Below are 25,580 nucleotides of genomic sequence, written 5' to 3'. Positions count from 1 at the left end.
CTAGCGCAAGAGCTAATAAGCGCCGTAAAACTCTCGCTAGTCGGCTGTCGCCCCAATAAAATATTCCAGTCCCACGGGGAGCTTCCTGCCCAGGATCGCTTCAACTCTCTTGAGCTGCTCTTCCGTAATTTCCTGCTCCCCTGGACCAATTTTGCTGAATGGTTTTGCTTCGGCCATCTGAGCCAAGGCTTCTTTTTGTTCGATGTCTTTTATATCAATCTCAAATTGTAGTGAGTCGTCATTTTTTTCATCCGGGTAAAAACCAGTTATCGAGTAATAAGGCACCATTCTCTCCCGCTACTACGTTTTTGGACCAGCTCGGCAAGCATAGTCTTGCTAACCACCCATCCAGCACAGACCCCATATAAAAAAATCCCAAGATGGAAATCCAAGTATTACCAGCTGTCTCGATAATCGAAGGCTACTTGATAGTCATAACGATCCCAATCAATAAGATGTTGAAAATAGGGCCGAAGAATTTCTATCCATTCCAAGGGAACATTAAATCCACCGTTATTTATATTATTCTCGAAAGGAATGCCCAAAGCGTCGATGACAGCACCGTCATCACCGAAGTCGTCCGAGTACTCCTCCCCCTCGAAAGATTCGGTTTGTTTGCTATACCACTCGAGCCTCAGTTTGAGTCCCATTTGAACCTCAAAAATTATTTCCATGCAGTCCTTTCCTTAGGAAATTCAACAAACCAAACTAAAACACCTTCAACTCCTCCCCTCCTCCTGCTTTACTCAAGGCAGACAATTTGGATAATGACGTTATCCCCATTTAATGCGGTACTGGTCCACCTCTCTAATACCTCTACCTGTTCCGACGAGAGGTCATAGCCATCGTACGGGTCTTCAGGTTGCGTCCAGCCCATTAGTTCGCTCAATTGAGTCGAGTACGACTTTGGAATCTCCACGCTCTGCAGCAACTCCTCAGTTCCCGCGTCGAAAACCTCAATGACGTGCCTCATTTTTCAACCCTCCTAGATGGATCAGCAGGTTTTGTTTGCTCCCCCGTTACGAAATCGAACTCGCCGAGGTGCTTACCTTGCTTTGTATATACTTCTAGCGCGCCATGTTGAGAGTCCCATTCATAGATTTTTCCCGCGCGATCCTTCCATCGTCGACGTTTTTTACCTCCGCCACGTACAGACGTTTTCAAGGGGGCGGACTTCGCGTCTGCAAAGGCGGGAAGCGACAGTGGAGATGGGTAATACTTATGATCCCCCGGAACACTCAAAACCACATAAACCGGCCGAACCCCCGAATCCACCGGAAACACCAGAATGAAATCTTTGTACTCCGGCGGATAGATCGGGTTGACGATGATGCTGTCCGCCACGGGCGTCGGCGGATAAATCCAGATGTGTGGCGTCTGAGGGGCGGCTTCCAAGGCCGGGATGCCGAGGGTGTCGGAGGGGTCGATGGCTGGGGTCCAGATCAGTTCGATGCCGTCGCCAAGGTCGGCGACGTATTGGTCGGCACGCGGCGTCAGCTGGATGACGTCGACCATTTCCCAGTCGCGGTTCTGGCCGGTGTAGAAGCCATAGCCCTTGAGGCTGCCATCGGCCTGCTGCTCGATGCTCAGGCGCATGCGGCTGCGGGCCTGTTTGAGATTGCGCAACTGGTCTTCGCTGTAGAGTGCGCTGTCGCCGAGGCTGGAGGGCCAGAGCAAGGCGACGATGCCGGTCAACAGTGCGGCGCCGACCGTGCCGCCGATGGCTCCGGCGGTTGACACTGCGGAACCGCCCAGTGCGAGCCTACCCATTGCGGCGGGTATCGCGCTTGAGCCAATCTGCTTCAGGGGAAGGGTTCCCGACGCGTCGGGGCTCCTGGCGCCAAGCCACATCAGATCGCCGTACTGCTTGATCAGGTCCGGCGGAACAAAGCCGTTGGGGTTGCTGTAGTCAATGATTCCGTTGGGCAGCGCGCAGCTTTTGGCGAACACCGACCCGGTGATGACGAGAGGCGTTCTTTCAACCTTGGCCCAACGTTGTTTTTCGTAAGCAGCCTGTCGGGCAAGCATGGCTTTGTGGCCACGCTGGAGTGCTTCGTACTCCGCCACCTCGCTGGAGGTCATGTCTCGATAGGAAACGCGGTGCCCTTCTCCAGAAGGTGGATTGCGAATTTTGGGCAGGTCTTTGGGGCGTGTGGTCACGAGTCGCGAATCTCATCCTGAAAATCCAGGACGGACGCTAACGCAAGGGGTAAGCGCGGCGATGTAGGACGCGTCTTGAATTGGCTACTCCGTTTTCCTCAAACGCCAGAGGGCCGGGGTCGAAATTTTTAGCGGAACCGCACAAAGCTGCTTAGGAGTCTTTCCCAACAGTTTGCGAGTTCACTATCCTACGCATCCAACCCAAACGGACTTTGCCTAGATGCATCTGCGTTCAAGCTTGTTGTGCCTGTGCCTTTACAGCAGCCTTGGCCAGGCCGCTGTCGACTGTTCTGCCCTGACGGAAAAGCTCTCGGGAACGGTCCCTGAATTTCATCCGTCAGTGCAAGGCAAGGTCATTGGCACCGGGCGCCTGCATTTCCACGAAGCGCCGGATGGGGCTTGCGCCAACAAGAAGATTTTCGTGATACCCGGCGACTCCCTCACCGTTTACGCCAGTCTTGAAGACGAGTCCTGGCTGGAAGTGAATTACATCGCCAAGGATGGCGAGGACTACACCGGTTGGGTGAAGGCAGACCGGGTACAGATTGGCGAACCTTACGGAGCTCAACCGGACACCGATGACGCGCCAGAGGCTGATGCCCAATAATCGGTCAGGTTGTTGTCGACCAATCATTCAGCCGACTCGGCGGTTGTTCCACCTCGTTCAAATCCACCGCTGCTTTTGGGCTGGCGGCTTTCAGGAGATCTGCATTTGATTGGATATCGGTTCGAGCGCACCGCGCGGGGTGACTTGCACATCCACTCGCTCAACCGGGTGCAGAGCGTATTCGTGTTGTTTACCAGTGCGCTGGCCTTGATCTTTCCCGTGGGAGCCGTGCTGGCGATTGCCACTGCAGACTCGTCGCTGGTGGGCCTGGACCCACTGACCTTGCTGCTGATGGTGCTCGGGCTGCTGTTGGTTCCTGCCCTGGGCCTGGCGCTGCTGGTCTACACCGGTATCCGCGAAACCCTGCTGCTGTCGCGCGTCGACGCTGAAGGCAAGCGTCGCACCCGAAACTTTTTTGGACGCCGTGAGCGGGTGCGATCGGTGTTCAGGATCGACGCCGTCAAATACCTCGAACTTCGCCGCCACCCGGAGGCCGAGCCAGCCCGCACCCAGCTATGGCTGGTGCTGCGCGATGGCACCGAGCACCGCCTGACGAGCGACAATGTTCCGGTAGTGCCGGGAAGCAAACGCACTGACCTGTGGCTGCGTGAACTGGCCGACTACCTGCAAGTGCCAGTGCCCAGCGAGGTCATGATCGGTTCGACGGCCGTTGCGAAGGCAGCCTATCGGCCTGCTCCAACCCCGGCGAAGATCGCCAGGCAGCGCAAAGCAAAGGCGCCGACGCCTTCGGCTGAGACGACTGAGCAACTGGGCACCCCCGTCCGCGCCCTGCTCGCCCTGCTTGGCGCCTTCCTGGCTGTGTATGAGCTGACCCGCATCATCACGTTGGTGCCTTCGCTGTTTACCGGACGGCTGCGCATTGGCATCAGTCGCCCAACGACCTTCTACTGGGCCGAGGAGCCGATGACCTTTTCCTTTCACATGCTTATCGGCGTCGCCGAGCTGCTGGTCATCGGGGTCATCGCCTGGGGTTGTTTGCGCGTGGCGATCGAGGGGCGGATGAAGTCCGATCGTTGAGGGCGGTTGATTCCACTCGGTTGCGTATCGGCAGCAAAAAGCTTGGGGCCGCTACGCGACCCAGCGGGAGCAAGCTCCCTCGCCACGGGGGCTGAGGTGGATTGATTATTTCTGAGCACCAGAAAAACCTGTGGGAGCGAGCCTGCTCGCGAAAGCGGTCCTACACTGCTGACCACCGCCATCGCGAGCAGGGCTAACGGTCCGCGCTATTCATCAACAAGCCGAAAACCGAATTCCCGCCGTAACACCGCCACGACCTGCTCGACAGACGGCCCCTGTATCGGCGGAGGATCAGGACGCTCGCAAAATTCCCGCCAGACAAAGAGCGTCAATTCCGCACCATCGGTCTGAGACAAATTGCTGTCGATCGAGCCGAAAGTCTGCAGCAGCCGGTACCTGTCGTCGTTCCAGAACAGCGCTTCGACCCAGTGATAAACCGGAATGAAATGGAAGTGGATGGAGTAACCAGCGTCATGACCAAAACGGCCGATGTACAGTCGTCTTGGTTGCAGGCAGGTTTCGATGGCGTGCTGGATTCGCGCTTGCAATACACCCAACTCCGCCAGCGCTTCAGCCGACAGCGATGCCAAGGCATTCGTCCTCTGTTTTGCGCTGAGCATCAGGTAGCCGGGCAGTGCACTGTCCACGCGGTGATTGATGAGCCAATGCTCTGATTCATGAACGACAAAGCGAGGCGATATTTCCATCGGATGACCTTGATGAAGTTGGGGACGGCAAATCAAGGCAACTTACAACCCGCCTCCACTGGACGCAGGCGTTCCCGCCAGGAAATCCGCTATCAACGATACGACCCCCTGTTGAATCACCCCACGATCACGCCCGTTTTCGCCGTCCCGGCAAATGATGCCATCGCCTGGCACTTCTTCTTCGAGCATTGCCTGCGCGCCAGGTTTGCAAATCGACATGAAACTGAAATGGCTGGCGTCGCTGATTTCCACATAACGGCTGGACACCGGCGGCAGGCGCCTGGCGAGGTCGGCAGACTCCAACTCGGCGGGAAGTTCGCGCGAGGGCACGCCGGCAGCAATCACCAGGGCGGGCACCGGCAGCGCGGAGAGGCTTTCATCGGTCAGGCCTCGCGACAGGCCCAGATCGAGAGTGATCACGGCCGTGACGCGTTTGTCGCGCCAGTCGGCGGCCAGCGCGGCTTTCGAGTCCGGACTACTCGCCGGATTCATCTGCCCGTAGACGGTGCAGCTGGCTAGCTGCGGATGGGTTTTGCAATCGTCGGCGAAGCGGTCCGGATCAAAACGGGCACCGGCCATTTCCAGGGCGGTCCAGCCACCGAGTGAATGGCCCACGACTGCGACGCGATTATTGGCAACCTGGCCGAATTCTTCCGGTTGAGTCGTGACCTCATCGATGGCTCGGCGCAGATCAACGGACCGCTGCCATAACTGCGCCGCCGCTTGCGGACTGCGGTCATGGGTCGTGGTGCCAGGATGATTGACGGCCGCGACGATGTAGCCCTTACGGGCCAAGGCACTGGCAAGCCAGACCTGATTGCTCCAGTTGCCCCTGTATCCATGAGAAAGCACCACCAGGGGATGCTCACCGGCAGCCGGCGGCGCGTCACGAACGGCAGATGCGCCGACAAATACCGCGTTATCGGCGATCAGTTGCGCGGTTGCGGCAGTTGCTCCGGGATACCAGACGACCATTTCCAGCGGCCGGTCATCCTGTGGATTCGACACTGTCGAAGAGCGAAAGCCGACAGGGTTTTCGTCAGCGAATACGGAGGTGGCCAGGCAAGCCAGAAACAGAGCCGCAAAAGCATTGTTCAATGTCGTCTTCCTTGATCGGACAAACAGTTGAGTTGCGCGGGGCATTAAAGCCTAATTCCGTACCGCCGTGCCTGACTTTCACTTTCAAACAAACTCAGCCCACCACTCAGCCTCTCCATGGCGCAATAACGCCCTCGACCAAGGCAAAAGCCCGGCTCACGAAACCATTGAAGCGCGCCGCATCACGTCGTATTCCGGCCTGCTGCCCGCCAATCAGGCACAAATGGGCCATCTGCCCGATGACCTCCGCCTGACCGGGCGCCGGGGCCAAGCGACGACACGCCTGTATCGCAAAGGCCAATCGTCTTGCGTCGACACGCTGCTGGAACTCGGCAACCAACGGATCATGCAGCGACCAGGCACGGATGGACACTTCCCGCCCAGGTTGTTTCTGCGCGGCGATATCCAGGTAGCGCTGCAACGTCTCTCGCGCGCTCCGACCCTGGCCCGCATAAGCAAGCATGCGCCCCGTGTAGTCCTCTTCCCAGGCAGCCAGCAAAGCGCGGACAAAGTCTTCGCGATTGCGAAAATGGTGATAGAACGAGCCACGGGTCACATTCAATCGACGCGCCAGGCTTTCGGCCGAGACGCCTGCCTGGCCTGCCTGGTCGAGGGCCTCGAAGCCTGCCGCGATCCAACGGTGACGAGTCAGTTTTTCCATGGTTACTTCGCTCCCTCTCAATGCACCGTACAGACTGTGTAGGGTGCCAAACCGATTGATACGCTGCGAACACCTGCATAGAAGGCCGTTGCGTTTTGCACGCCAGCATTTTCATGGAGTTCGCCTTGAAGCAAATCGCCCTGATCGCTTTCGACCAGTTCACCGACATCGACCTGTTCCTGATGTGGGACATCTTAGGCCGCAATACGCAAGACTGGCACGTAAGAATTCTGGCCTCCAGCCCTGTCGTGACATCGGCGCACGGCTTGGCGGTTTCGGTGCACGGCCCGCTGTGCGAGGCCAATGGCGCGGACGCGGTGTTGTTCGTCAGTGGCAAACAAGGCATACCTGCCGCGCTTGCAGCTGCGGACTTCCTACCGTCGTTTGAACTCGATGCCCGACGCCAGCGAATCGGCTCGATCTGCGCCGGGGCCTTTATTCTTCAGCGGCTTGGGCTGCTACCCGACGGCCGGGCAACCACCCACCCGGAGGCTCGCTCAGGCCTGCTGGCCCTGGGAATCGAGCCCGTGGATCAGCCGCTGGTCTGCCACGGGAATGTCGCCACGGCAGGCGGATGCCTTGCCGCGCTTTACCTGGTGGGATGGCTGGTTGAATCCTGGTTCGATGTCGAGAAGCGCCGCGCAACCCTGCTCCCCGTCCTGCCGGCCGGGCAGCAAGCGCTCTACGATATCCTGATCGGGCTCAGCATCCGACAAGGCCAGATCCAGAGAATTGGGTCCAGGCCAGGCGCTTGAACAGCAATCTCAACCGGCCTTGTTCCACTCACCCACCATCGCCTCATAAACCTCCTGGCAAGCGAACTCCGCAGAAACCTGCGCGTCGGCAAACACCTGTTCGCCAGTCGTGGTCAGACAGGCGTAGCCCACGCGCGCATCTCGCGGATCGCTTTGTCGGGAAACCAAGCCTATTTTTTCAAGCGACAGCAGGGACTTGGTCACCGCCGACGCAGTCAGGCCCATGCAATCGGCCAGATCAGCGCGTCGAAGCCGGGAGTTGTGGGCATGCTTGAGGTGGTAAAGAATCATGAAGTCGCTGAAGCTCAGGCCATGCACGGCGGAAAGCTTGGCATCGACCCGCCGCGCGGCTGAGGTGTAGGCGCGTGACAAGCGGATACAGCGATCAAGCATCGATCCGTTCGCGGTCGGTTCAGTAGGTGAATTTACAGACATTGCAAAATGCTCCAGCGCTAAGGGGAAAGACATCGGATCGACCCGGCTTCCAGTTACCGGGTGAACGTTGATTTGCCTGCACCCAGAGGGCCGAACGGCAACCCGTACCAATTCAGGGCAGCCTACCTTCCAGATACTTGACCGCTACAGCATCTAGAAACCAGATCCAAGCGTCAAGCGTCTTTTTCCGCACGCTCCCGACATGCCTCTCCGAACGCCCGAAAAATCGTCCGATAATCCGCGTTATCCATAACCTCCCACTCCGGATGCCATTGCACCCCCAATGCAAACGCCCGGCTGCCCTCCACCGAAAGGCCCTCCACCAACCCATCCTCGGCCACGGCCTCGACGCGCAAGCCCTGCCCCACCCGCGCGACGCCCTGGCCGTGGACTGAGTTGACCTCGATCACGTCCTTGAGGCCCAGCCGCGCCAACACGCCACCGGGCCGCACCGTCAAGGCGTGGTTGCGGGCGTACTGTTCCTGGACCGGTTCATTGCTCGGCGGTTCATGCTCGGCGCCTGGGCCATCGAGTTGTTGATGGAGCGAGCCGCCAAAGGCGACGTTCATTTCCTGGAAGCCGCGGCAGATGCCGAGCACCGGCATGCCGGCTTCGACGGCGGCGCGCCAGAGCGGCAGCGCGAGGTTGTCACGGGCCGGGTCGTGCTCGGTGCCCGGCGGGCTCGGCGGGCCGTCGTAGTGGTGGGGTTCGATATTGGACGGCGATCCGGTGAAGAGCAGGCCGTCCAGGCCGGCGATGATGCGGGCCGGATCGAGCAGCGCCGGAAACACCGGCAGGATGACCGGCAACGCGTCGGCGGCGGTGGCCACGGCCTGGGCATATTTGTCGTTGCTGAGCTGGACGGTGTGTGGGCCGATTTTGCCTGAGCAGGCGATGATTCCGATCATGGGTGGACGAGACATGGGATCCCTCTTTCTTCGAGTCTCAGACGTTTAAGAATCCGATTGCCGCGCGGGTCCGGTTGTTCCATTTCGATGACCACCGCCACGGATCGAACCCCAGGGCTGAACGAAGCTCGCGACACAACGGTCGGAACAGCAATCCCCGACCAAGAAAACTCACCCCATGCCCATACGATCCGCCGCCCTCGTAACGCTGTTCGCCCTGTCTGCCAGCACCCTTGCAGTGGCGCAGGAACCGCTACGCCTGGAAGGCCTGAAACGCTGCGGCGACTTGCTGGAAAACCAGCGCCAGGAATGGTGCCTGACCGCGCGGGGGCTGGGTGACGCAACACCGCAACTGAAACTGGGCGAGAAACTGATTCCGGCCGGCAGCGTTCAGCGTGACGGGAACAACCTCCGCCTGCGCCTGGACCGCGCCGACTACCAGAGCGGCCCGCTCTGGCTGGAGGACGGCCCGCGGGCCAGCAACGCCGCCTGGCTGACGTTACGCACCAGCCACGTGGTGGCCGCCGGGCCGAACGAAGTGGCGAAGAACATGGACGGCCTGACCACGTATGTGGACCTGGTGAGCGTGCTCATCGAGGAAAGTCACGACGGTCGCCAGGAGGCCGAACGTCTCGCCGCCAAATACGGCGCGAAGGTGGTCGGCAGCATCGCCCCGCTGAACGTTTATCAGCTGCGCCTGCCGGCCAAGGACCTGGTCGAGCGCGATGCGCTAGTGCTGCGTCTGGGCGGCGAGACCAGTGTCGATGCGGTGGTGATAGAGGAGTCCGCCGCCGAAGAGACCGAGCAGGCGCCCGCCCAGCCAGAAGAGCCGAAGAAGCCGGCCAAGGACTCGGATGAATGGGCGGCGAATCGCTTCCTCGATGCGGTGCACTATTACCAGCGGCGCATCCCCGGGCAGCAGGCGCCGATCCGACCGCAGCCGGTGCGCATCGGCCTGATCGAGCGCGACGTGGATTTCGACACGGCGGATTTCGCCGATTACCTCGGCGCCTGCTCAATGCCGCGAACCTGCGTCTATGCCCGCGATGCGGACAAGCCGGACAACCACGGCACGACGGTCGCCGGCATCCTCGCCGCGCGCTGGAACGATGGCGGCAACAGCGGCTTCCTGCGGGGCCTGGACAAGGCCAGCGGCGGCTTCGAGGTGATTGTCGAGCGCAATTCCGACGCCGGGATCACCGCCAACATCGCCGCCTCGGTGAACCTCGTCGAGGACGGCGTGCGGGTGCTCAACTGGAGCTGGGGCATTCATCGAGTTGGCGCGAAAAACGTCAAGGGTGACGAGGTCGATTCGTTGCTGCGCTCGGGCATTGCCATGAGCGGCTACGAGGAGTTGCTGGAGGAGTTTTTCCTGTGGCTGCGCAAGGAACATCCCGACGTGGTGGTGGTGAATTCCGCCGGCAACGGCTCGTCATACTCGGGCACCGATGAATACCGCCTGCCCTCCTCGTTCATCACCGAACAATTACTGGTGGTCGGCGGGCATCAGCGCAGCGAACGCGCCGGGGTTGCGGTCGATGATCCGGCCTACGCAGTCAAGCGCGACTCCTCGAACGTCGACATGCGCGTCGACATCACCGCCGCCGCGTGCACCCACGCCTCGACGGTCAAGGCCGGCGAGGACGGCGCGGTGCATTGCGGCACGTCCTACGCCACGCCCATGGTTACCGGCCTGCTCGCGGCGATGCTGTCGATCAATCCGCAGCTTCATCCCGAGCAACTGCGCATGCTTCTGCGCCGCAGCGCCATGACCATCGGCGATAATCACGACTTCGAACAAATGGACGGCGAAGACCTCACCGCGCCCATCCTGCCGTCAGAGCGCAACTACCAGCTCAACGACAAGGATGTCGGTCGCTCGGCGCGGCTGGACATGCAAAAGGCCCTGGATCTGTCGGTACAGAGTCGCGATCGGGTGCGTTGATTCGTAGGGTCACAGGCCCCAAGGCGGCGCCGGGCTGAACCTCGCCTCGATCCACTGCTTGAAAGCGACCACCACGGCACTGGGGAACTTGGCCGACGGCCTGACCAGATAAACCCCGCCGGCGGTGTCCAGGTGCCAATCGGGGAGTACATGCAAGAGCCTGCCGGCGGCGATCTCACGACTCATCAACCAATCGCCGGCGCCAAGTATCCCGGCGTCGGCGCAGGCCGCCGCCAGCAGTGATTCACTGTCGTTGGCGGTGAGGTTGCCTTTCGGCGTGACTGTCTGCAGTTCGTTGCCACGATGGAGCCGCCATTGAGGAAAAGACGCCAGGCCGCTGAAGCGCAGGCAGTTATGGCTGGCCAGGTCCTGCGGCGTCCGGGGCATGCCATGTTTTTCGAGATAGGCCGGTGAGGCGCAGAGGATGCGCCGGTGATCGCTCAGTTTCTTGGCGATCAGCCGGTTGTCATCCAGTTCGCCAATCCGGATCGCCGCGTCAAAACCTTCATCGATGATGTCGACCAGGCGTTCGCTGTAGTCCGCGATGATCGAAACATGCGGATATGCCTCGAGAAACCCCGGCAGCATCGGGCCGAGCCAACGCCTGCCCATTGCGGCGGGCAATGCCAGTCGCAACGTGCCGCGAACCTCGCTGGCGCCCTCGGCCGCTTGCGCCTGAGCTTCATTCATCAGCTCGATGGCCGAGCGCAGGCGCTGTTCCAGCTTGGCCCCGACTTCGGTAATCCGCACCTGCCGGGTGGAGCGCTCCACCAGCCGCACGCCCAGGCGCTTTTCCATCGCCGCGAGCCGTTTCGAGATGATGGTCGGGTGCCGTTGCAACAGCCGGCCGGCCGCCACGAATGAGCCCTGCGCGGCCACGGCCAGGAACGCGGCGATTTCGTCGCTGTGCTGGTTATTCAAGACATCAAGATTCATGGTTTCAGGATGATCGCCCCCGATGAACGCCCCGACTCCAGATCGGCATGGGCCGATGCTGCGTCAGCCAGCGCATAGCTTGCCCAGATTCGTGGCTGGATGACAGCCGAATCGATCGCGGCCAGGACATCCTGGGCCCGCGCCTGGTATTCATCGACAGTCGCGGTATGCGCGGCCAATGAAGGACGCGTCAGGAACAGCGAACCCTTGGCATTGAGTGTCGCCAGTTCCACGGCTGCCGGCGCCCCCGATGAAGCGCCGAACGACACTAGCAGGCCTCGGGGTCGCAGGCTGTCCAGGGAGGCCAGGAAAGAGACCCGCCCGATCGGGTCGTAGACGACGTCGACTTTCTGCCCACCGGTGATACGTGCGACATCCGAAGCCAGGCTGTCGGCGTCGAACACCAGGACCTCATCGCAGCCCAATGCCTTGGCTTTTTCGACGCTGGCTTGCCTGGAGACCACGCCGATCACAAACGCGCCCAAGTGCTTGGCCCACGGCACCATGATCGCCCCCAGCCCGCCTGCCACTCCGTAAAGCAGAAGGGTGCTGCCCGGCCCGACGGGATAGGTGCTTTTCAGCAGGTACTGCGCCGTGATGCCCTTGAACATCAGCGCCGCCGCATCATCGAACGACAGCGCATCGGGAATCCTGACCAGCCGCTGCGCCGGATAAAGCCGGGCCGACGCATACGCGCCTATCGGGCCCGTGGCGTAGGCGACGCGATCTCCGACTTTTACGTTGCTGACATCGGCACCTACGGCCGCCACACGCCCAGCACCTTCAAGCCCGAGGCCGGAAGGCAAGGGAATCGGCACGGCGCCCTTGCGCTGGGTAACGTCGAGAAAATTCACCCCGATCGCTTCTTGCTCGAGCCAGACCTCGCCCGGCCCCGGCGACTGTTCGGGCGCTGCTTGCAGCGTCAATACATCGGGGCTGCCGAATTGGTTGAACCGGATCGCAGTTGCCATGTTCATTTCTCCCTCGGTTGGAAATCGGCTTCACCAGACGGAGTCAGTGTGAGAAGCGATCCCGAAATGAACAAGACAGGCGGATTGCAGATCATTGCTGCACAACATGCAGCAATGATGCTTTGCTCCGGCTGCCTACTCTCCGGCAACCGCCTCACGGACAAACGCCTCATAGCTGCGCAGCGGACGGCCGAGGATGGCCTGCAACCGGTCGATGGCGCCTTCGCTGGTCATGCCGAACTGCTGGATGCCGGCCATCATCAGGCGCATGTCATAAGCCAACCAGGCGGGACCGAACGAAGCCATCTGCGCTTCGAAGGCCGCCACATCGTCACCGCCGTAGGCAATCTCGCGCCCCAGCGCGGCGCTCCAGATCTTCGCCACCGACGCCCCGGTCAGCGCTTGCGGGCCGACCAGATCCAGGGTGATCCGCTCCAGCGGTGCCGAAGCCCTGTCACGGCGCAGCAACTCGGCCACAGCGACATCGGCGATATCGCGCGCATCGACCATCGAGACGCCCGCCGAGCCGATCGGCATCGGGTACACCGAGTAGTCCTGGATCGTTTGCTGGACCATGCGTTCGTTTTGCATGAAGTAGGCCGGGCGCAGGATCGTCGCGGCGATGCCGTGGCTTTCGATCATGCGTTCAACCGTGTGCTTGCCGGTGAAATGCGGGACGTTGGTGAACCGGTCGGCATGGATCACCGAGAGGTAGACGACGCGCTCGATGCCTGCCTCTTGGGCGAGGTTCAGGGTGATCAGGGCTTGGGTGACCTCATCGGGCGTCACGGCGTTGAGGAGGAACAGCGTACGTACCGACGACAGCGCAGCGCGCAGCGACGGGACATCGGTGAGGTCCGCGACAACTTCCGTGACACCGGCCGGGAACGACCGTTTACCGGGTTGGCGCACCAGGGCTTTGACCTCGGCGCCCGCGTCGGCTAGGCCTTGCGTGACGAGTGAACCGATGGTGCCAGTGGCGCCGATGACGAGAATGCTCATGTGAATCTCCAGAAGTGGATGCAAGTGGATGAATTGAACTGCGTTGGAAAAAAGATAAGCCGTTGCATCCGCAAAACGAAGACCACAATATGTAGACGCCATGTCTCAAATCTGGAACAGCGATGAACCTGAATGCACTGATCGATTTCACACTCGTCGCCAGCAGCGAGGGATTGGGAAAGGCAAGCAGAGCAAGCGGCCGGTCCAAGGCGACCTTGTCGCGGCGCATCTCCGAGCTCGAAGAGCAATTGGGTGTGAGGCTGATCGAGCGCAGCGCGCGAGGCCTGAAGCTGACTGAAGCCGGCGAAACACTGCTGGCCCGGGCCGAGGGGCCGCTGGCCGAGGTGGCGGAGGCGTTGACGGCCGCGCGTGACGGAGGGTCGACGCCACGAGGACGCCTGCGTGTCGCCTCCCCGGTGCTGTTCTCGCAGTTGGCGATGGGTCGGATCGGTGCCGAGTTTTGTGCGGCCTACCCGCAAGTCACCCTCGAAGTGGTGGCGGAAGATCGGCTGGTGGACCTCGTCGAGGATCAATTCGACGTCGCCATCCGGATCAATCCGAGCCCGGACAACAGCCTGGTCGGGCGCTGCTTCGCCAAGGACCGGCTGGTGGTCGTGGCCGCTCCAGGCATACCCAGGCCAGAACCCGGCGCGATCCGCCCGGTTCCCGCCATCGTGATGCCGAGCTTCCAGCCCACCCACTGGACGCTCGATGGAGGGGAACTGGTGCTGGAGCCCATCCCCAATCTGCAGTTTTCCTCATTCCTGATGATCCGCGACGCCGCGATCGCCGGCGGTGGTGCTGCGCTCATTCCCCAATCGATCGCGTGGGACCAGCTGGCCCGCGGTGAGTTGGTCCAGTGGGGCACCGTGACCGGCGTCGAACCGCAACTCTGGGTCCTGCACACATCCAGGCGCCTGGCGGCGCCGAAGGTCCGCGCCTTCGTCGATTTCCTGTGCGCCAGATACCCGGACATGTCGTTGGTGCTCAAGGGATAGGCGCAGCCGTTCACAAAAGACGACGCGGGAACCCGAACCCTAGCCACCGCCCCCTTTCGCACTTACGATACGTCACCGCAGCCGCTTCCCAATCGGACAAGCCGAGTAGAAAACATGAATCGCCGTAAAAAGATCAACCAGCTACTCAAGGCCAATGCAAAAAAGGCCAGTGCAAAGCTGGCGCCGAAGAGCAAGGACCGATACATCAGCAAAGCCGACCGACTGAAGCTGGCGGCTGAGGCCGATCCAGAGACGACCGTTTCCGCTGAAAGCTGATGATGACCAAGAACCCCATCGATCCACTGGCGCTTCAGCGCATCACCGCCGCCCACGGCACCCTTGAGGGTGCGTCGTACTTCGACGCGGAAGAAAGCCTCGTCCATGACGTGTTTCCTGATCGCATCGTTTTCCAGACCAACTACCTGGACCACAGCAGTTATGCAGTGGATGTCGTCGAAGGCGCGGTTCGGGTGCGCAAGACGCGGCTGGACAATTACCACCGGGGCCACAAGGCCCAAGTGATCGATGACGACATGGACGATGACGACTGGGCCGAACTTGGCAGTCTCTGGCAGCGTTTGAGCCTCGACCTCGACACCCAAGGCAACGGGCCGCCCGTGGATCTGGCCGATACGCTGGCCGACCTGTTCGATGGACTTTTCGACGAGGCGCAGGCGCAAGCGCTGATCGACAACATGCCGGCCCCTACCGGCGAGTGGGATTGGGCCTGGACGCAAGTGCAATCGGCGCTTTCCGAGGCCGGGCAGCTGGCTGAATTCGAATGGAAGGAGTGGTCGTCCTCAGGCGTCTACGCCATCAATGCCCTCGCCCCGCTAAAGCAACTGAGCATCGAAATCCCTGCTCCGGGCAGCAAGACCGTTGACGCCGTGAACCGCGCCGATGATTGGGAGCGCGCACTGCTGCAGTACTTCAACGCGCAGCTGGAACCCCACGATTTGAAACTGCTGGCCATCGGCACGCATTTCGATGAATACCAGGCATTTGCCTGCCTGCCCATGAACGGTCTGGGCCTGGTCAATGCGTTGGAAATCCTCGGCAGGCTGGGCATCGTCTATAAATACTAAGTCTCTGGTGCGGCGATATTTCGTCGTCGCACAAACGTCCTCGAGCCTCGGATATACCATGAAAAATTGTGTTTACTGCGGAGCCCTTATTCTCGCTGATAACGGTGAGTGCAAACGCTGCTCCGAGGCGATGAGGCAGACAGCCGCCGAAATGCTCCCGCCGAGTTCCGGGACGCCGAGGTGGGTGAAAGTCGTCAAGTGGCTGTTTATCGGGTTGCTGGCAGCGGTGCTGATTGCCGCAGCGGTGATCGCCTGGGTGATCAAATCGTTGGGGCCGATGCCTTCGTTTGGGTGATCACACCTGCAATTTTTACTGCTTCTGTGGCGAGGGAGCTTGCTCCCGCTCGGCGGCGCAGCCGTCGTAATACCGAACACGCGGTATACCTGCAAAACCGCATCCAGCCCATTGGGACTGCTACGCAGTCCAGCGGGAGCAAGCTCCCTCGCCACGGTGATATGCAGGTATCTGAATTCCCCATAGTTGCTATCAACGCCAGCGCCGTTCTCGTTGCGCTGCGCTCTCTCTAATCTGCCCACCAACGCGATCGATGACGATCCCGGCAGATCAAAACACCCCTTATGGAGAGAGAAACGATGAACACCTTCAACCGCACCCTGGCTGTCGCAACCCTGGCCCTGGCCACCCTCGGCGCCGAGGCGGCGACGCCTGTGCAGGCCGGTGCCAGTGCTTCCGCAATCGGCAGCGTGATGCAGTCCGCCAGCTACATCACCACCAAGGATGGCGTCCAGCTCTATTACAAGGATTGGGGCCCGCGTAACGGCCAGGTCGTCACCTTCAGCCACGGCTGGCCGCTGGACTCCGACAGCTGGGAAGGCCAGATGATGTTCCTCGCCTCCAAGGGCTACCGCGTGATTGCCCACGACCGTCGCGGTCATGGTCGCTCCAGCCAGCCGTGGGAAGGCAACGACATGGACCATTACGCCGACGACCTGGCGGCGGTCATCGAAGCGCTGGACCTGAAGGACGTGACCTTGATCGGCTTCTCGACGGGCGGCGGCGAAGTGGCGCGTTACATCGGTCGCCACGGCACCGGTCGAGTCAAGAAAGCCGTGCTGGTGTCCTCGGTGCCGCCGCTGATGCTCAAGACCGACACCAACCCCGGCGGCTTGCCAATCGAAGTCTTCGACGGCCTGCGCAAAGCGTCCCTGGAGAACCGTTCGCAGCTGTACCTGGACATCGCTTCCGGCCCGTTCTATGGCTACAACCGCAAGGGTGCCAAGCCATCCCAAGGCTTGATCCAGTCGTTCTGGGCGCAGGGCATGCAAGGCGGCAGCAAGAACACCTATGACTCGATCGCGGCGTTCTCGGCGACCGACTTTCGCGGCGACTTGAAAAAATTCGACGTGCCGACGCTGGTGATCCACGGTGACGACGACCAGATCGTGCCCATCGATGCCTCAGGCCGGGCTTCGGCGGCGCTGATCAAGGATGCTCGATTGATCGTCTACCCAGGCGCGCCGCACGGCTTGACCGAGACGCACAAGGATCGCCTGAACCAGGACCTGCTGACTTTCCTCAAGGAATAACCCCCCGGATAGTTGTGTGAAATACCCTGTGGGAGCGAGCCTGCTCGCGAAGGCGGCAGCAGATCCAACACCTCTGCAACCTGTGCCACCGCTTTCGCGAGCAGGCTCGCTCCCACATTCATCCACTCAATCATTCATTTGTGCTCAAAGCCCTTCTCCGGAAGGGCTTTCGCGTTGGAGCGCCGCTTCCACCGCCGCCTTGTCGATGACCGACCACACGCGAACGATTTTGCCGCCATCGAAGGTGTAGAACACATTCTCGGAAAAGCGAATCCGCCGGCCATCAGTCTCAAGCCCGAGAAACCGGCCGCGCGGCGAGCAATCGAACAGCAGCCGGGCCGCCACGTTCGGCGGTTCGACCACCAGCAGGTCGATAGTAAAACGCAAGTCCACAATGGTCCTCACGTCGTTTTCCAGCATCGCCCGATAGCCCGCCAAACCCACCGGTTCGCCGTTGTATTGCACGCTATCGTCGACAAAGTCGCCCAGCTCCTGCCAGCGACGGGCATTCAGGCAGACGATGTAATTGCGGTATTGCTCGGCCAGGTCCATTTCCATGTCCTCGATTCCCAGAGCGTATCTGGAGGACCGCATCGGCAGACCAAGGTTCTGGTTCACACCCTACCCCTCGAACCGCCCCGTGCCCTCGCGATCATGTTCATAGCGCCGTGAGAGTGGAAACGCCGGCAACCAGGATTCGCGGCGCACGGTCCAGCTTTCGTAGGTGGGCATCAGTTGGTCGGGCGCATCCAGCGTGCCCAGGTTGACTTCGACCTCGTCGCCGCTGCGGGCGAAGACGGACGAACCGCAGTGGGGGCAGAAAAAACGTCCGGCGTAATCCCGGGTTTCACCGCTGACGGTCACCGCGTCCCGGGGGAACACGGCGGCGGCGAAAAACAGCGCGCCATGGTGCTTGCGGCAATCCAGGCAGTGGCACAGGCCAACCCGGTATGGGCGCCCTGAAGCTTCAATGCGCACGTTGCCGCACAGGCAACCGCCAGTGAATCGGTCCATCGTCGATCTCCTCTGCATTCGAGAAAATTTTCATGACACAGGCCGATCAATAATAGGCGCATGTTGCGCCATCAGCTCCACCACCCAGTCGATGAATACCCGCAGCTTGGCGCTGATGTGCCGGTTCGGCGGGTAAGCCACGTAAAGCGGCATCGACTCCAGGCGCCAGCCTTCGAACAGCGGCACCAGCGCGCCTTGCGCTTCGTGTGGGCGGGACATGTACTGGGGCAGCCATAACACGCCCAGCCCCGCCAGGCCGGCTGCGAGATAAGCGTTGCCATCGTCGACGGCGAGCGCATGGCGGCCCTTGATATGAAGGTGTTCGTCATCCTTGTGCATGGCATAAGGCAAGGCCTTGCCGGTGCGCGCCCAGAGGAAACCGACGATGCGGTGCGCGGAATCTTCCAGCTCCCGGGGATGCCGGGGGATGCCCTCGCGCGCCAGGTAACTCGGCGCCGCAAACACGCCCAGGGCCAGGTCGCCGACGCGCCGGGCGATCAGTGACTGGTCTTTCAGTTCACCGCCGCGCACCACGCAATCGACATTTTCGTCGAGCATGTCGATGATGCGATCGCTGACGCCCAAGTCGATCTGGATGTCCGGATAGCGCTGATAGAAACCCGGCAATGCTGGCACCAGGATCATCGCGGCCAGCGGACTCGGCACGTCCACCCGCAGCCGGCCACGGGGCAGCGACTGGGCAGTGGACAAGCTGGTTTCGGCGTCGTCCAGGTCGGCCAGCAGGCGAATCGCCCGCTCGTAGAAAACCGCGCCGTCCGCGGTGACATTGACCTTGCGGGTGGTGCGGTTGAGCAGCCTGACGCGCAGCCGCGCCTCCAGCTGCTGCACCAGTTGGGTCACGGTGGTCTTGCTCATGTGCAGGGTCTCGGCGGCCTTGGTGAAGCTGCCCGCCTCCACGACACGTACGAACGCCTGCATCGCATCGAAACGATCCATGGGTGCCTCGGATTGTTTGGGTTCTACAAACAGTGATCGCCAAGGTTGCTCGTTTATCGCCCGGACACAAGCCCCTAGAGTGACTTCATCGTTGATTTCCCGCCGCTTGCGGCTCATTTGATGGAGACACCCATGACACAGCGCGACGTTGTTTTCCCACCCGGCCGCCAAGCGCTCTACGAGCGCAACCGTTACTCGCCGGCGATTCGTTCCAATGGTTTCCTGTTCGTCTCCGGGCAGGTCGGCAGCACCGGGGACGGTTCACCGGAGCCGCACCTGGAGGATCAGGTCCGGCGTGCGTTCAACAATCTGAAGGCGATCCTGGCGGCTGCCGATTGCAGCTTTGACGATGTGGTTGACGTGACGGTCTTCATGGTCGATCCGCAGTCGATATTCGAGCGAGTCTGGAGCGTCGTGCCGGAATTCTGGGGCAACGCGCCGCACCCGACGCTGACGGCGGTGGGCGTGACGTGGTTGTATGGTTTCCAGTTCGAGATCAAGGTGATTGCCCGGTTGCCGGAAACCACCGGGAGCTGATAGCGGTATCGACAGTACCGGCGCCATCGCGAGCAAGCTCGCTCCCACAGGGAAGAGGTGTGAACTCAATGTTCGGTCTCCCCAGGGAGCCCATGTGGGAGCGAGCTTGCTCGCGATAGCGGTAGTTCAGCTTGCATCAATGGCGGTACTGCCGATCAGCCCCTCACCGCCGCCTCAATCGCCGCAATATCGATCCTGGTCATGTTCATCATGGCTTCGAAGGCGCGCCTGGCGGCGGCTTTGTCGGAACTGGTGACTGCTTCGATCAGCACCCGCGGGCTGATCTGCCACGACACGCCCCACTTGTCCTTGCACCATCCGCAGGCGCTCGCCTGGCCGCCGTTGTCGATGATTGCATTCCACAAGCGGTCCGTTTCGGCCTGGTCATCGGTGGCCACCTGGAAAGAAAACGCTTCGTTGTGCTTGAACATCGCCCCGCCATTCAGGCCGATACAGGGGATGCCGATCACGGTGAAATCCACGGTGAGCACGTCACCTTGCTGGCCCGCCGGGTAGTCGCCGGGCGCGTGGTGGATGGCGTTCACCGCACTGTCGGGAAAGGTAGCCGCATAGAACTGCGCAGCTTCCTGAGCGGTGCCGTCATACCAGAGACAGATCCTGTTCTTGTTGTTCATCCGGATTCTCCGCAAGGGGCTGGACCGTGAAGTCTAGCAGCCCCTCCAGAGATGAATGAGCAGACCTCAGGTAAACAGATCGACGCCCAGCTGGAACGCGACCCACAACGCCAGGCCAGTGGCGAATACCAGCGCGATATTCTCGAACAGGTTGTTGCGGTATTCCTTGCTCAGCAGCGACTTCTGGTTGGACATGATCAACAGGCCCAGGGAGATCACCGGCAGGCCGATGATGTTCAGGGCGTTGACACCAATGGTCAGGGTCACGAAGTCCGGCATGCCGGGCAAGGACCAGATCAGCGGCGTCACCAGGATGAACAGCATGAACCACTTGTGCATCGGGTCACGGTGGAACTCTTTGCCGTAGCGCTCGCGACGCTCGGGCCGCACGTGCTGGAAGGCGTCGGTGATGAGCATCGGGAACGCCGTGGTCTTGCCGGAAATACTGGCGAACAGCGTGGCAAAGACACCGATGAAGAACACATACCAGCCAATCGGGCCGAAGAAGATTTCCAGGGCCTTGCCCAGGTCGCCCAGGGTTTTGACTTCGATGCCGTTGGGCCGCAGGATTTCCGCGCCGACGATCCAGATCGCCAGGTTGATGATGATCCCGACGAACACCGCGAACAGCAGGTCGTTGCGCTGGATGCGCTTGTGCTCAGGACCCACCCAGCCTTTCTGGCGCATGACGTAGGGGTGAACGAAGTTAGCGATGGAACCGGCCACCGCGCCGATCACCGAGACCGCCACCAGCAGCGCACCGTGCACACCTTCATCCGGCGGAATGCTGAAGCCAATGGTGCCTTTGACGATACCGGCGACATCCGGGCCGGACATCACCGCCAGGGCCAGGAATGCCAGCGTCATGATCGCCAGCAGCGCCTTCATCACGCCTTCGATCATCGAATAGATATTGCGCCCGACGAGCATCCACACCGCCAGCACCACCGCCACCGAACAGAGCAGCGGATAATCGGTCTTGAGCAGCATCGCCAAGGCCTCACCGGCACCCTTGATCATGTAGGCATTCATCAGGTGCCCCATGAGCAGCGCATACACCAGCATGAACCAGGCAAAAAACGGATTGAGTTGCGCGTAGCCCTGCAGGATGGTCATGCCCTGGTTATTGCAAAGCTGGAAGCGCGCGATGATGTTGACGATCAGGTAGCGCAGCAGCAGAGACACCGCCAGCACCCACATCATGGCGTAGCCGTAGTTGGCGCCGGCCACGGAAGAAGTGATGAGGTCGCCTGCGCCCAGCCAGGAAAGTACTGCGATGATGCCCGGGCCTAGAAGCTTCAACAGGCGTACGAAGCGGCTTTGCGCGGGGGCTGCAGCCTGCCCTTCGACGGAAGGTATGCTCGACATGGATGGAGTCTCCGTTGTTTTTTTTGTGAGAAACGGACACAGTCGACCATATTTCGTACGACATCGTACAACTCTAATTTATCGAGAGTATGTAAAAATGTTTCATCACTGTTCGGGCGGCAAACAGCCATTATTGAACCCGCTGTCAGTGGCCCTCCCCTCGTTCGCCGTTATTGATCATCCACCGAATCATGCTCGCCAGCGGCACGCGATAATGCTGGGTGGCGCACAAGCCGGCTTGCTCGGGGTCGTACCATTCGACGTAGCGGCTGAGCAGCACATGCCGGCCATCCTCGGCGAGCCGCAACTCGACTTCGCGGCAATGCAACGCACCCTGGTCGAGTGTCTTCACTCGACGATGCAGGACCAGCGCCTGGCTATTCATCCCCGGCACCCTGTTCCTGGCATTGCGGGTTGTCCTGGACGGCTCCCAGTTTCCCGTCGGCGACAAAATCGGCGCGCCGCTGGGCGACCGCGTCTCGCAGCGCCACGTAGTAATCGGCCTGGGTCTGCAATTTGTCGGTGAGCGGCAGCGCCTCGGCGCGGCCATCGACGACACCGCCCACGGTCTTGATCGTGCCCAGGGTTTCGACGGTATCGCTGTTGCTGCCGAACGGGTCCACCGCGAAGCTCACCACCTTGCCGGTCGCGTCCCTCAGGTTGCCAGTGCCGAACAGTGGCAGCTCGACGATCGGCCCCGGAGCGATATTCCAGACGCCGAATGTCTGGCCGAAATCGGATTCGTGACGCGCAATGCCCATCTTGCCCGACACGTCGATCAGCCCGACGATGCCCACCGTGGTGTTGATGACGAAACGGCCCAGGGTGGTGACCGAGCGCTCGCCGTTGCCTTGCAGCAAATCGTTGATGAAGACCTTGGGCTCGCCGAAGTTGGTGACGAAGTTGTGCACGCCGCTCTGGAACATCTCAGGCAATTTGCGATAACCACGGGCGATGGGGGCCAGGGCATAGTCGTCCACGGTACGGTTGAAGGCGAAGATGCCGCGGTTCACCGGTTCCGCCGGATCATGCACGGCATAGGGCATATTCTCGCAGCTGCCCGGTGTCGCGGGCGGCGTGCTGCTGCAACCGCTGGCAAACGCCGCCAGCGCAACGACGACGGTGGATCGAAGAAACAGCGGAGCGGGTTTGCTGATCGGCATACGGGGCAATCTCGACGAGGAATGGGCGATACCAATCAGTCAATGCAGGCCTTTTGTGGCGAGGGGATTTATCCCCGCTGGGTTGCGAAGCAGCCCAAAAGCTGTCGACTCAATGAGCCAGGCACACCGGGATGTCTGGTTTGGGGTCGCTTCGCAACCCAGCGGGGATAAATCCCCTCGCCACGGGTCTCGGTGTTGAGCTTGCAATTGTCTGACTGGCTGACATCGAGGCAATCCTGCCGCGGTTTTCTTGCCCGAAGATTTCCGCAATGTTGCGTGCCGGTCGCTTTGTTTCCGGATTGAAATATATGACGCAAGCGGCGGATTGACCCTAGTATCGCCTCCTGTATCCATTGCCCGACGTGACCCCTGTGAGCCACCTACTCCTGGTGGACGACGACCTCGAAGTCCTCGCCCTCCTGCGCAAATTCCTCGAACAACATGGCTACAGCGTCGAAGTGGCCGCCGACGGCGCGGCGCTGTGGCAGGCGGTCGAGCGGCGGATGCCCGACCTGATCATCCTCGACGTCATGCTGCCGGGCGACAACGGACTGGTGCTCTGCCAGCGGCTGCGGGCCGAACACCGGGTCGGGATCATCATGCTCACCGCCATGGGCGAACTGAGCGACCGCGTCGTCGGCCTGGAAATGGGCGCCGACGATTACCTGACCAAACCCTTCGACGCCCGCGAGCTGCTGGCCCGGGTCCGCGCCGTCCTGCGGCGTACCGGCGAAGCCAGGGGCAGCCTGGGCGATATCTCCCGACCCGTGCTGGAATTCGAGGGCTGGCAACTGGACGTCACCCGTCGCGAGTTGCGCTCCCCCGACAAGGTCATGATTCCGCTGTCCACCGGCGAGTTCGAACTGCTGCTGGTCTTCGCCGAACATCCGCGCCGCGTCCTCACCCGCCAGCAACTGCTGGACCTGGCCCGGGGCGAAACCTTCGACGCGTTCGACCGCAGCATCGACGTGCAGGTCAGCCGCCTGCGGCGCAAATTGGAGACCGACGTCACGGGGCCGTCGATGATCCGTACCATCCGCAACAGCGGCTACCTGTTCAGCCCTCACGTGGTGAAGCGATGACCGCCAACCCCTCGAAGATGCCTCGCCCCAGGGACACCGTGGCGCGCTGGATTGCCCTGACCACCATGGTCTCGATGCTGACGCTGCTGGCCCTCAACGAACTGTTCAGCCTGGTGGCCGGTGCGTGGGCGCGCCCTCCCCTGATGGAAACCGGCCTGATGGACAAGGCTGCGGCGATCACGCGCATCATCGACGCGGCCGATCCCGGCCAACGGCACGCCATTGCCCGTATCGCCAGCGACCCCGGGATCAACGTACAGTGGCTGCAGCGCTATGAGGAGGCGCATCTGCCGGTGATCGGGGATCCGGAGTTCAGTGAAGGCTCGGCGTTCCTGCACCAGCAATTGAACAGGCCCGACGCCCGGATCGAGGCCTACGAGCCCAACGACTGGCCGGCCGCTGATGACCCGGGCAGACGCTACGCGGTGATCATCGAGCTGTCTGACCACACCTGGGTCATCTTCTCCGTGGGCTCGCGCAGCTGGGGGCTGGGGGAATGGCAGCGCAACCTGATCATCATCGCGTTGATCCTGCTGTCGACCTTCATCGTCGCCCTGATTGCCACGCGGCACCTGGCAACCCCGCTGGAGCGTTTCGCCGAGGGTGCCCGGCGCTTCGGCGTGGACTTCCGGGCGCCGCCGATCCCGGTCGTCGGCCCCTTCGAGATCCGCCAGGCGATCCTGGCGTTCAATGCCATGCAGGCTCAGCTCAAGCATTTCGTCCAGGACCGCACGCAAATGCTCGCGGCCATCTCTCATGACCTGCGGGCGCCGTTGACCCGCATGCGCCTGCGCGGCGAATTCATCGAGGATGCCGAACAGCAATCGCGGTTGTTCCGGGACGTCGACGAGATGCAGGCGATGGTCAACGCCGCGCTGGAATTCTTCCGCGACGAAGCGCGCCTCGAACACGCCACCGCTTTCGACCTGGCGGAGCTGCTGCACACCATCGTCGATGATTTCAGGGACGGCGGCATCGAAGTGTCTTTCGAGGGCGCCCAGCGGCTGGTCTACGTGGGCCGCCCCATCGGGATCAAGCGCGCGCTGACCAACCTGATCGACAACGCGGTCAAATACGCCAGCGAACCGGGTGTTCAACTCAAGACCTTCATCGATCGCATCGAAATCCGCATCCAGGATCGCGGCCCGGGCATTGCGCCCGAATACCATGAGCAGGTCTTCGCACCGTTCTTTCGCATCGAGGGTTCACGCAACAAAAATACCGGCGGCGTCGGCCTGGGCCTGTCGGCGGCTCGGGCGACGGTGCTGGAGCACGGCGGCACACTGACGCTCAGGAACCGCCGGGGCGGCGGCCTGGAGGTCAGGGTCTCGCTCCCGCTCAATTGACCCTGGCAAGGCTCGCCCGGGAACAATCTCCTAAACATCACGCGCCTTCCCCGGTAGGATGTCCGGCCTTTCGACCCGGACCCAGCCGCCTGGAATTGCCCGATGATCCTGATCGTTTATGCCCATCCCTACCCCGACCAGTCGCGGGTCAACCAGCAGATGCTCAAGCGCGCCGGCGCCAATCCGGACGTGGTCATACGCTCGCTCTACGATCTCTACCCGGGTTTCGACATCGACGTCGAGGCGGAACAGCGCGCCGTCGAACAGGCACAGCTGGTCGTCCTGCAGCACCCGATGTACTGGTACAGCATGCCGCCTCTGCTCAAATTGTGGATCGACAAAGTCTTCACCCATGGCTGGGCGTACGGCAAAGGCGCCACGGCCCTGAACGGCAAAAGCCTGCTGTGGGCCGTCACCACGGGTGGCGAACACGATCATTTCCAGATGGGCGCCTACCCCGGCTTTGCCGTGCTGGCGCAGCCGCTCCAGGCCACGGCGCTCTACTGTCATATGCGCTGGCTGGAACCGCTGGTCGTGCATGGTGCGTTTGCCGGCGACGCCGAGGCCCAACGCGAGCAAATCGAACACTATGGCGAACGCCTGGCCGCCTGGAAGGAAGATTGA

General features: G+C 61.4%; 31 protein-coding genes. 12 read left to right on the top strand and 19 right to left on the bottom strand.

The genetic code is table 11. From position 1 onward, the window contains the following. Positions 1-36: 36 nt before the first annotated feature. From J3P86_RS10435 to J3P86_RS10420, 4 genes are all read right to left on the bottom strand, one after another. Positions 37-285, bottom strand: coding sequence for a pyocin S6 family toxin immunity protein (locus J3P86_RS10435; protein WP_434700140.1), 249 nt, complete (start codon positions 283-285; stop codon positions 37-39). Positions 286-395: 110 nt separating this feature from the next. Beyond that, positions 396-674, bottom strand: coding sequence for a colicin E3-like toxin immunity protein (locus tag J3P86_RS10430; RefSeq protein ID WP_434624554.1), 279 nt, complete (start codon positions 672-674; stop codon positions 396-398). A gap of 68 nt (positions 675-742) precedes the next feature. Beyond that, positions 743-973, bottom strand: coding sequence for a DUF7683 domain-containing protein (locus tag J3P86_RS10425; RefSeq protein ID WP_434624556.1), 231 nt, complete (start codon positions 971-973; stop codon positions 743-745). After that, positions 970-2,160, bottom strand: coding sequence for a colicin E3/pyocin S6 family cytotoxin (locus J3P86_RS10420; protein WP_434700139.1), 1,191 nt, complete (start codon positions 2,158-2,160; stop codon positions 970-972). The genes J3P86_RS10425 and J3P86_RS10420 overlap by 4 nt, the downstream gene beginning before the upstream one ends. A 220-nt stretch (positions 2,161-2,380) precedes the next feature. Here J3P86_RS10420 and J3P86_RS10415 point away from each other — a divergent pair, with 220 nt between their 5' ends. Together J3P86_RS10415 and J3P86_RS10410 are read left to right on the top strand one after the other, a co-directional pair. After that, entirely contained in the window at positions 2,381-2,767 is a 387-nt protein-coding gene (locus J3P86_RS10415) for a hypothetical protein (protein WP_434624560.1), read from the top strand. A 105-nt stretch (positions 2,768-2,872) separates the two neighbouring features. Then, positions 2,873-3,805, top strand: a complete 933-nt coding sequence (locus tag J3P86_RS10410) for a hypothetical protein (RefSeq protein ID WP_434700137.1) — start codon at positions 2,873-2,875, stop codon at positions 3,803-3,805. Between the two features lie 206 nt (positions 3,806-4,011). Here J3P86_RS10410 and J3P86_RS10405 read toward each other — a convergent pair whose 3' ends face one another. The 3 genes from J3P86_RS10405 to J3P86_RS10395 all read right to left on the bottom strand — a co-directional run bounded on the left by J3P86_RS10405 (position 4,012) and on the right by J3P86_RS10395 (position 6,271). Beyond that, positions 4,012-4,512 carry an HIT family protein gene (locus J3P86_RS10405; protein ID WP_434700136.1) on the bottom strand — a complete coding sequence of 167 codons (501 nt, stop codon included), beginning with the start codon at positions 4,510-4,512 and terminating at the stop codon, positions 4,012-4,014. Between the two features lie 42 nt (positions 4,513-4,554). Further along, entirely contained in the window at positions 4,555-5,610 is a 1,056-nt protein-coding gene (locus J3P86_RS10400; protein WP_434700135.1) for an alpha/beta hydrolase family protein, read from the bottom strand. A 106-nt stretch (positions 5,611-5,716) separates the two neighbouring features. After that, positions 5,717-6,271 carry a TetR/AcrR family transcriptional regulator gene (locus J3P86_RS10395; RefSeq protein ID WP_434624567.1) on the bottom strand — a complete coding sequence of 185 codons (555 nt, stop codon included), beginning with the start codon at positions 6,269-6,271 and terminating at the stop codon, positions 5,717-5,719. A gap of 125 nt (positions 6,272-6,396) precedes the next feature. Between J3P86_RS10395 and J3P86_RS10390 the strand changes: the two genes are divergently transcribed. Next, complete coding sequence (locus J3P86_RS10390) at positions 6,397-7,026, top strand: DJ-1/PfpI family protein (RefSeq protein WP_434624569.1); 630 nt, start codon at positions 6,397-6,399, stop codon at positions 7,024-7,026. Positions 7,027-7,035: 9 nt separating this feature from the next. On the opposite strand, the gene J3P86_RS10385 is transcribed toward J3P86_RS10390, so the two are convergent. Continuing rightward, positions 7,036-7,419, bottom strand: a complete 384-nt coding sequence (locus J3P86_RS10385) for a MarR family winged helix-turn-helix transcriptional regulator (RefSeq protein ID WP_434624571.1) — start codon at positions 7,417-7,419, stop codon at positions 7,036-7,038. 215 nt (positions 7,420-7,634) lie between these two features. After that, positions 7,635-8,384 carry a gamma-glutamyl-gamma-aminobutyrate hydrolase family protein gene (locus J3P86_RS10380; protein WP_434700134.1) on the bottom strand — a complete coding sequence of 250 codons (750 nt, stop codon included), beginning with the start codon at positions 8,382-8,384 and terminating at the stop codon, positions 7,635-7,637. A gap of 163 nt (positions 8,385-8,547) precedes the next feature. Here J3P86_RS10380 and J3P86_RS10375 point away from each other — a divergent pair, with 163 nt between their 5' ends. Further along, positions 8,548-10,314: a S8/S53 family peptidase gene (locus tag J3P86_RS10375; protein ID WP_434624575.1), complete on the top strand. Its 1,767-nt coding sequence runs from the start codon at positions 8,548-8,550 to the stop codon at positions 10,312-10,314. A gap of 9 nt (positions 10,315-10,323) precedes the next feature. Here the strand turns inward: J3P86_RS10375 and J3P86_RS10370 are convergent, their stop codons facing one another. The 3 genes from J3P86_RS10370 to J3P86_RS10360 all read right to left on the bottom strand — a co-directional run bounded on the left by J3P86_RS10370 (position 10,324) and on the right by J3P86_RS10360 (position 13,223). Beyond that, positions 10,324-11,250, bottom strand: coding sequence for a LysR family transcriptional regulator (locus tag J3P86_RS10370; protein ID WP_434700133.1), 927 nt, complete (start codon positions 11,248-11,250; stop codon positions 10,324-10,326). After that, entirely contained in the window at positions 11,247-12,221 is a 975-nt protein-coding gene (locus tag J3P86_RS10365) for a quinone oxidoreductase family protein (RefSeq protein ID WP_434700132.1), read from the bottom strand. Before J3P86_RS10365 ends, J3P86_RS10370 begins: the two co-directional genes overlap by 4 nt. A gap of 135 nt (positions 12,222-12,356) precedes the next feature. Beyond that, positions 12,357-13,223 (bottom strand): SDR family oxidoreductase, encoded by an 867-nt coding sequence (locus J3P86_RS10360; protein WP_434700131.1) that lies wholly within the window; start codon positions 13,221-13,223, stop codon positions 12,357-12,359. Positions 13,224-13,345: 122 nt separating this feature from the next. On the opposite strand from J3P86_RS10360, the gene J3P86_RS10355 reads away from it, so the two are divergent. The 4 genes from J3P86_RS10355 (at position 13,346) to J3P86_RS10340 (ending at position 16,854) form a co-directional block, all read left to right on the top strand. After that, entirely contained in the window at positions 13,346-14,221 is an 876-nt protein-coding gene (locus J3P86_RS10355; RefSeq protein ID WP_434700130.1) for a LysR family transcriptional regulator, read from the top strand. 114 nt (positions 14,222-14,335) lie between these two features. Continuing rightward, positions 14,336-14,497, top strand: coding sequence for a DUF2986 domain-containing protein (locus J3P86_RS10350; protein ID WP_434624585.1), 162 nt, complete (start codon positions 14,336-14,338; stop codon positions 14,495-14,497). Next, positions 14,497-15,306 carry a DUF6630 family protein gene (locus J3P86_RS10345; protein ID WP_434624587.1) on the top strand — a complete coding sequence of 270 codons (810 nt, stop codon included), beginning with the start codon at positions 14,497-14,499 and terminating at the stop codon, positions 15,304-15,306. The genes J3P86_RS10350 and J3P86_RS10345 overlap by 1 nt, the downstream gene beginning before the upstream one ends. Positions 15,307-15,900: 594 nt before the next feature. Further along, on the top strand, positions 15,901-16,854 hold the full coding sequence (locus J3P86_RS10340) for an alpha/beta fold hydrolase (RefSeq protein ID WP_434700129.1): 954 nt from the start codon (positions 15,901-15,903) through the stop codon (positions 16,852-16,854). Positions 16,855-16,998: 144 nt separating this feature from the next. Here J3P86_RS10340 and J3P86_RS10335 read toward each other — a convergent pair whose 3' ends face one another. The 3 genes from J3P86_RS10335 to J3P86_RS10325 all read right to left on the bottom strand — a co-directional run bounded on the left by J3P86_RS10335 (position 16,999) and on the right by J3P86_RS10325 (position 18,825). Further along, positions 16,999-17,406, bottom strand: a complete 408-nt coding sequence (locus tag J3P86_RS10335; RefSeq protein ID WP_434700620.1) for an ester cyclase — start codon at positions 17,404-17,406, stop codon at positions 16,999-17,001. A 69-nt stretch (positions 17,407-17,475) separates the two neighbouring features. Then, positions 17,476-17,868 (bottom strand): GFA family protein, encoded by a 393-nt coding sequence (locus tag J3P86_RS10330; RefSeq protein ID WP_434568958.1) that lies wholly within the window; start codon positions 17,866-17,868, stop codon positions 17,476-17,478. Positions 17,869-17,898: 30 nt separating this feature from the next. Beyond that, a complete protein-coding gene (locus tag J3P86_RS10325; RefSeq protein WP_434700128.1) occupies positions 17,899-18,825 on the bottom strand; it encodes a LysR substrate-binding domain-containing protein in 927 nt (308 codons plus the stop codon). Between the two features lie 132 nt (positions 18,826-18,957). Here J3P86_RS10325 and J3P86_RS10320 point away from each other — a divergent pair, with 132 nt between their 5' ends. Further along, entirely contained in the window at positions 18,958-19,362 is a 405-nt protein-coding gene (locus J3P86_RS10320; protein ID WP_434700127.1) for a RidA family protein, read from the top strand. Positions 19,363-19,517: 155 nt separating this feature from the next. Here the strand turns inward: J3P86_RS10320 and J3P86_RS10315 are convergent, their stop codons facing one another. The 4 genes from J3P86_RS10315 to J3P86_RS10300 form a co-directional block, all read right to left on the bottom strand. Then, on the bottom strand, positions 19,518-19,997 hold the full coding sequence (locus J3P86_RS10315; RefSeq protein WP_434700125.1) for a VOC family protein: 480 nt from the start codon (positions 19,995-19,997) through the stop codon (positions 19,518-19,520). A gap of 66 nt (positions 19,998-20,063) precedes the next feature. Beyond that, positions 20,064-21,365 carry an Nramp family divalent metal transporter gene (locus tag J3P86_RS10310; protein ID WP_434603836.1) on the bottom strand — a complete coding sequence of 434 codons (1,302 nt, stop codon included), beginning with the start codon at positions 21,363-21,365 and terminating at the stop codon, positions 20,064-20,066. Positions 21,366-21,510: 145 nt separating this feature from the next. Further along, the gene (locus J3P86_RS10305) at positions 21,511-21,750 is read right to left on the bottom strand and encodes a hypothetical protein (protein ID WP_434603833.1); all 240 of its coding nucleotides are present in this window, start codon (positions 21,748-21,750) and stop codon (positions 21,511-21,513) included. Then, positions 21,743-22,528 (bottom strand): MlaA family lipoprotein, encoded by a 786-nt coding sequence (locus J3P86_RS10300; protein ID WP_434700123.1) that lies wholly within the window; start codon positions 22,526-22,528, stop codon positions 21,743-21,745. The genes J3P86_RS10305 and J3P86_RS10300 overlap by 8 nt, the downstream gene beginning before the upstream one ends. Before the next feature lie 371 nt (positions 22,529-22,899). Between J3P86_RS10300 and J3P86_RS10295 the strand changes: the two genes are divergently transcribed. The 3 genes from J3P86_RS10295 to kefF all read left to right on the top strand — a co-directional run bounded on the left by J3P86_RS10295 (position 22,900) and on the right by kefF (position 25,580). Continuing rightward, positions 22,900-23,610, top strand: coding sequence for a response regulator (locus J3P86_RS10295; RefSeq protein ID WP_434568965.1), 711 nt, complete (start codon positions 22,900-22,902; stop codon positions 23,608-23,610). Next, entirely contained in the window at positions 23,607-24,956 is a 1,350-nt protein-coding gene (locus J3P86_RS10290) for a sensor histidine kinase (RefSeq protein ID WP_434700121.1), read from the top strand. The genes J3P86_RS10295 and J3P86_RS10290 overlap by 4 nt, the downstream gene beginning before the upstream one ends. 102 nt (positions 24,957-25,058) lie before the next feature. Continuing rightward, complete coding sequence (kefF, locus tag J3P86_RS10285; RefSeq protein WP_434700120.1) at positions 25,059-25,580, top strand: glutathione-regulated potassium-efflux system oxidoreductase KefF; 522 nt, start codon at positions 25,059-25,061, stop codon at positions 25,578-25,580.

The organism is Pseudomonas sp. D1-1 (assembly GCF_051132225.1).
GTDB lineage: Bacteria > Pseudomonadota > Gammaproteobacteria > Pseudomonadales > Pseudomonadaceae > Aquipseudomonas.
Note: the sequence above shows the minus strand (reverse complement) of the source record. Positions and strands in the feature narration are given on the sequence as shown.

What these genes read in the sequence shown, in the direction of transcription:
- J3P86_RS10405 (WP_434700136.1), bottom strand. Translation starts at nt 4,512, where the DNA reads ATGGAAATATCGCCTCGCTTTGTCGTTCATGAATCAGAGCATTGGCTC.
- J3P86_RS10360 (WP_434700131.1), bottom strand. Translation starts at nt 13,223, where the DNA reads ATGAGCATTCTCGTCATCGGCGCCACTGGCACCATCGGTTCACTCGTC.
- J3P86_RS10335 (WP_434700620.1), bottom strand. Translation starts at nt 17,406, where the DNA reads ATGGACCTGGCCGAGCAATACCGCAATTACATCGTCTGCCTGAATGCC.
- kefF (WP_434700120.1), top strand. Translation starts at nt 25,059, where the DNA reads ATGATCCTGATCGTTTATGCCCATCCCTACCCCGACCAGTCGCGGGTC.
- J3P86_RS10305 (WP_434603833.1), bottom strand. Translation starts at nt 21,750, where the DNA reads ATGAATAGCCAGGCGCTGGTCCTGCATCGTCGAGTGAAGACACTCGAC.
- J3P86_RS10345 (WP_434624587.1), top strand. Translation starts at nt 14,497, where the DNA reads ATGATGACCAAGAACCCCATCGATCCACTGGCGCTTCAGCGCATCACC.
- J3P86_RS10385 (WP_434624571.1), bottom strand. Translation starts at nt 7,419, where the DNA reads ATGCTTGATCGCTGTATCCGCTTGTCACGCGCCTACACCTCAGCCGCG.
- J3P86_RS10330 (WP_434568958.1), bottom strand. Translation starts at nt 17,868, where the DNA reads ATGGACCGATTCACTGGCGGTTGCCTGTGCGGCAACGTGCGCATTGAA.
- J3P86_RS10395 (WP_434624567.1), bottom strand. Translation starts at nt 6,271, where the DNA reads ATGGAAAAACTGACTCGTCACCGTTGGATCGCGGCAGGCTTCGAGGCC.
- J3P86_RS10320 (WP_434700127.1), top strand. Translation starts at nt 18,958, where the DNA reads ATGACACAGCGCGACGTTGTTTTCCCACCCGGCCGCCAAGCGCTCTAC.
- J3P86_RS10310 (WP_434603836.1), bottom strand. Translation starts at nt 21,365, where the DNA reads ATGTCGAGCATACCTTCCGTCGAAGGGCAGGCTGCAGCCCCCGCGCAA.
- J3P86_RS10355 (WP_434700130.1), top strand. Translation starts at nt 13,346, where the DNA reads ATGAACCTGAATGCACTGATCGATTTCACACTCGTCGCCAGCAGCGAG.
- J3P86_RS10315 (WP_434700125.1), bottom strand. Translation starts at nt 19,997, where the DNA reads ATGAACAACAAGAACAGGATCTGTCTCTGGTATGACGGCACCGCTCAG.
- J3P86_RS10325 (WP_434700128.1), bottom strand. Translation starts at nt 18,825, where the DNA reads ATGGATCGTTTCGATGCGATGCAGGCGTTCGTACGTGTCGTGGAGGCG.
- J3P86_RS10290 (WP_434700121.1), top strand. Translation starts at nt 23,607, where the DNA reads ATGACCGCCAACCCCTCGAAGATGCCTCGCCCCAGGGACACCGTGGCG.
- J3P86_RS10380 (WP_434700134.1), bottom strand. Translation starts at nt 8,384, where the DNA reads ATGTCTCGTCCACCCATGATCGGAATCATCGCCTGCTCAGGCAAAATC.
- J3P86_RS10340 (WP_434700129.1), top strand. Translation starts at nt 15,901, where the DNA reads ATGAACACCTTCAACCGCACCCTGGCTGTCGCAACCCTGGCCCTGGCC.
- J3P86_RS10375 (WP_434624575.1), top strand. Translation starts at nt 8,548, where the DNA reads ATGCCCATACGATCCGCCGCCCTCGTAACGCTGTTCGCCCTGTCTGCC.
- J3P86_RS10415 (WP_434624560.1), top strand. Translation starts at nt 2,381, where the DNA reads ATGCATCTGCGTTCAAGCTTGTTGTGCCTGTGCCTTTACAGCAGCCTT.
- J3P86_RS10430 (WP_434624554.1), bottom strand. Translation starts at nt 674, where the DNA reads ATGGAAATAATTTTTGAGGTTCAAATGGGACTCAAACTGAGGCTCGAG.
- J3P86_RS10425 (WP_434624556.1), bottom strand. Translation starts at nt 973, where the DNA reads ATGAGGCACGTCATTGAGGTTTTCGACGCGGGAACTGAGGAGTTGCTG.
- J3P86_RS10300 (WP_434700123.1), bottom strand. Translation starts at nt 22,528, where the DNA reads ATGCCGATCAGCAAACCCGCTCCGCTGTTTCTTCGATCCACCGTCGTC.
- J3P86_RS10350 (WP_434624585.1), top strand. Translation starts at nt 14,336, where the DNA reads ATGAATCGCCGTAAAAAGATCAACCAGCTACTCAAGGCCAATGCAAAA.
- J3P86_RS10365 (WP_434700132.1), bottom strand. Translation starts at nt 12,221, where the DNA reads ATGGCAACTGCGATCCGGTTCAACCAATTCGGCAGCCCCGATGTATTG.
- J3P86_RS10370 (WP_434700133.1), bottom strand. Translation starts at nt 11,250, where the DNA reads ATGAATCTTGATGTCTTGAATAACCAGCACAGCGACGAAATCGCCGCG.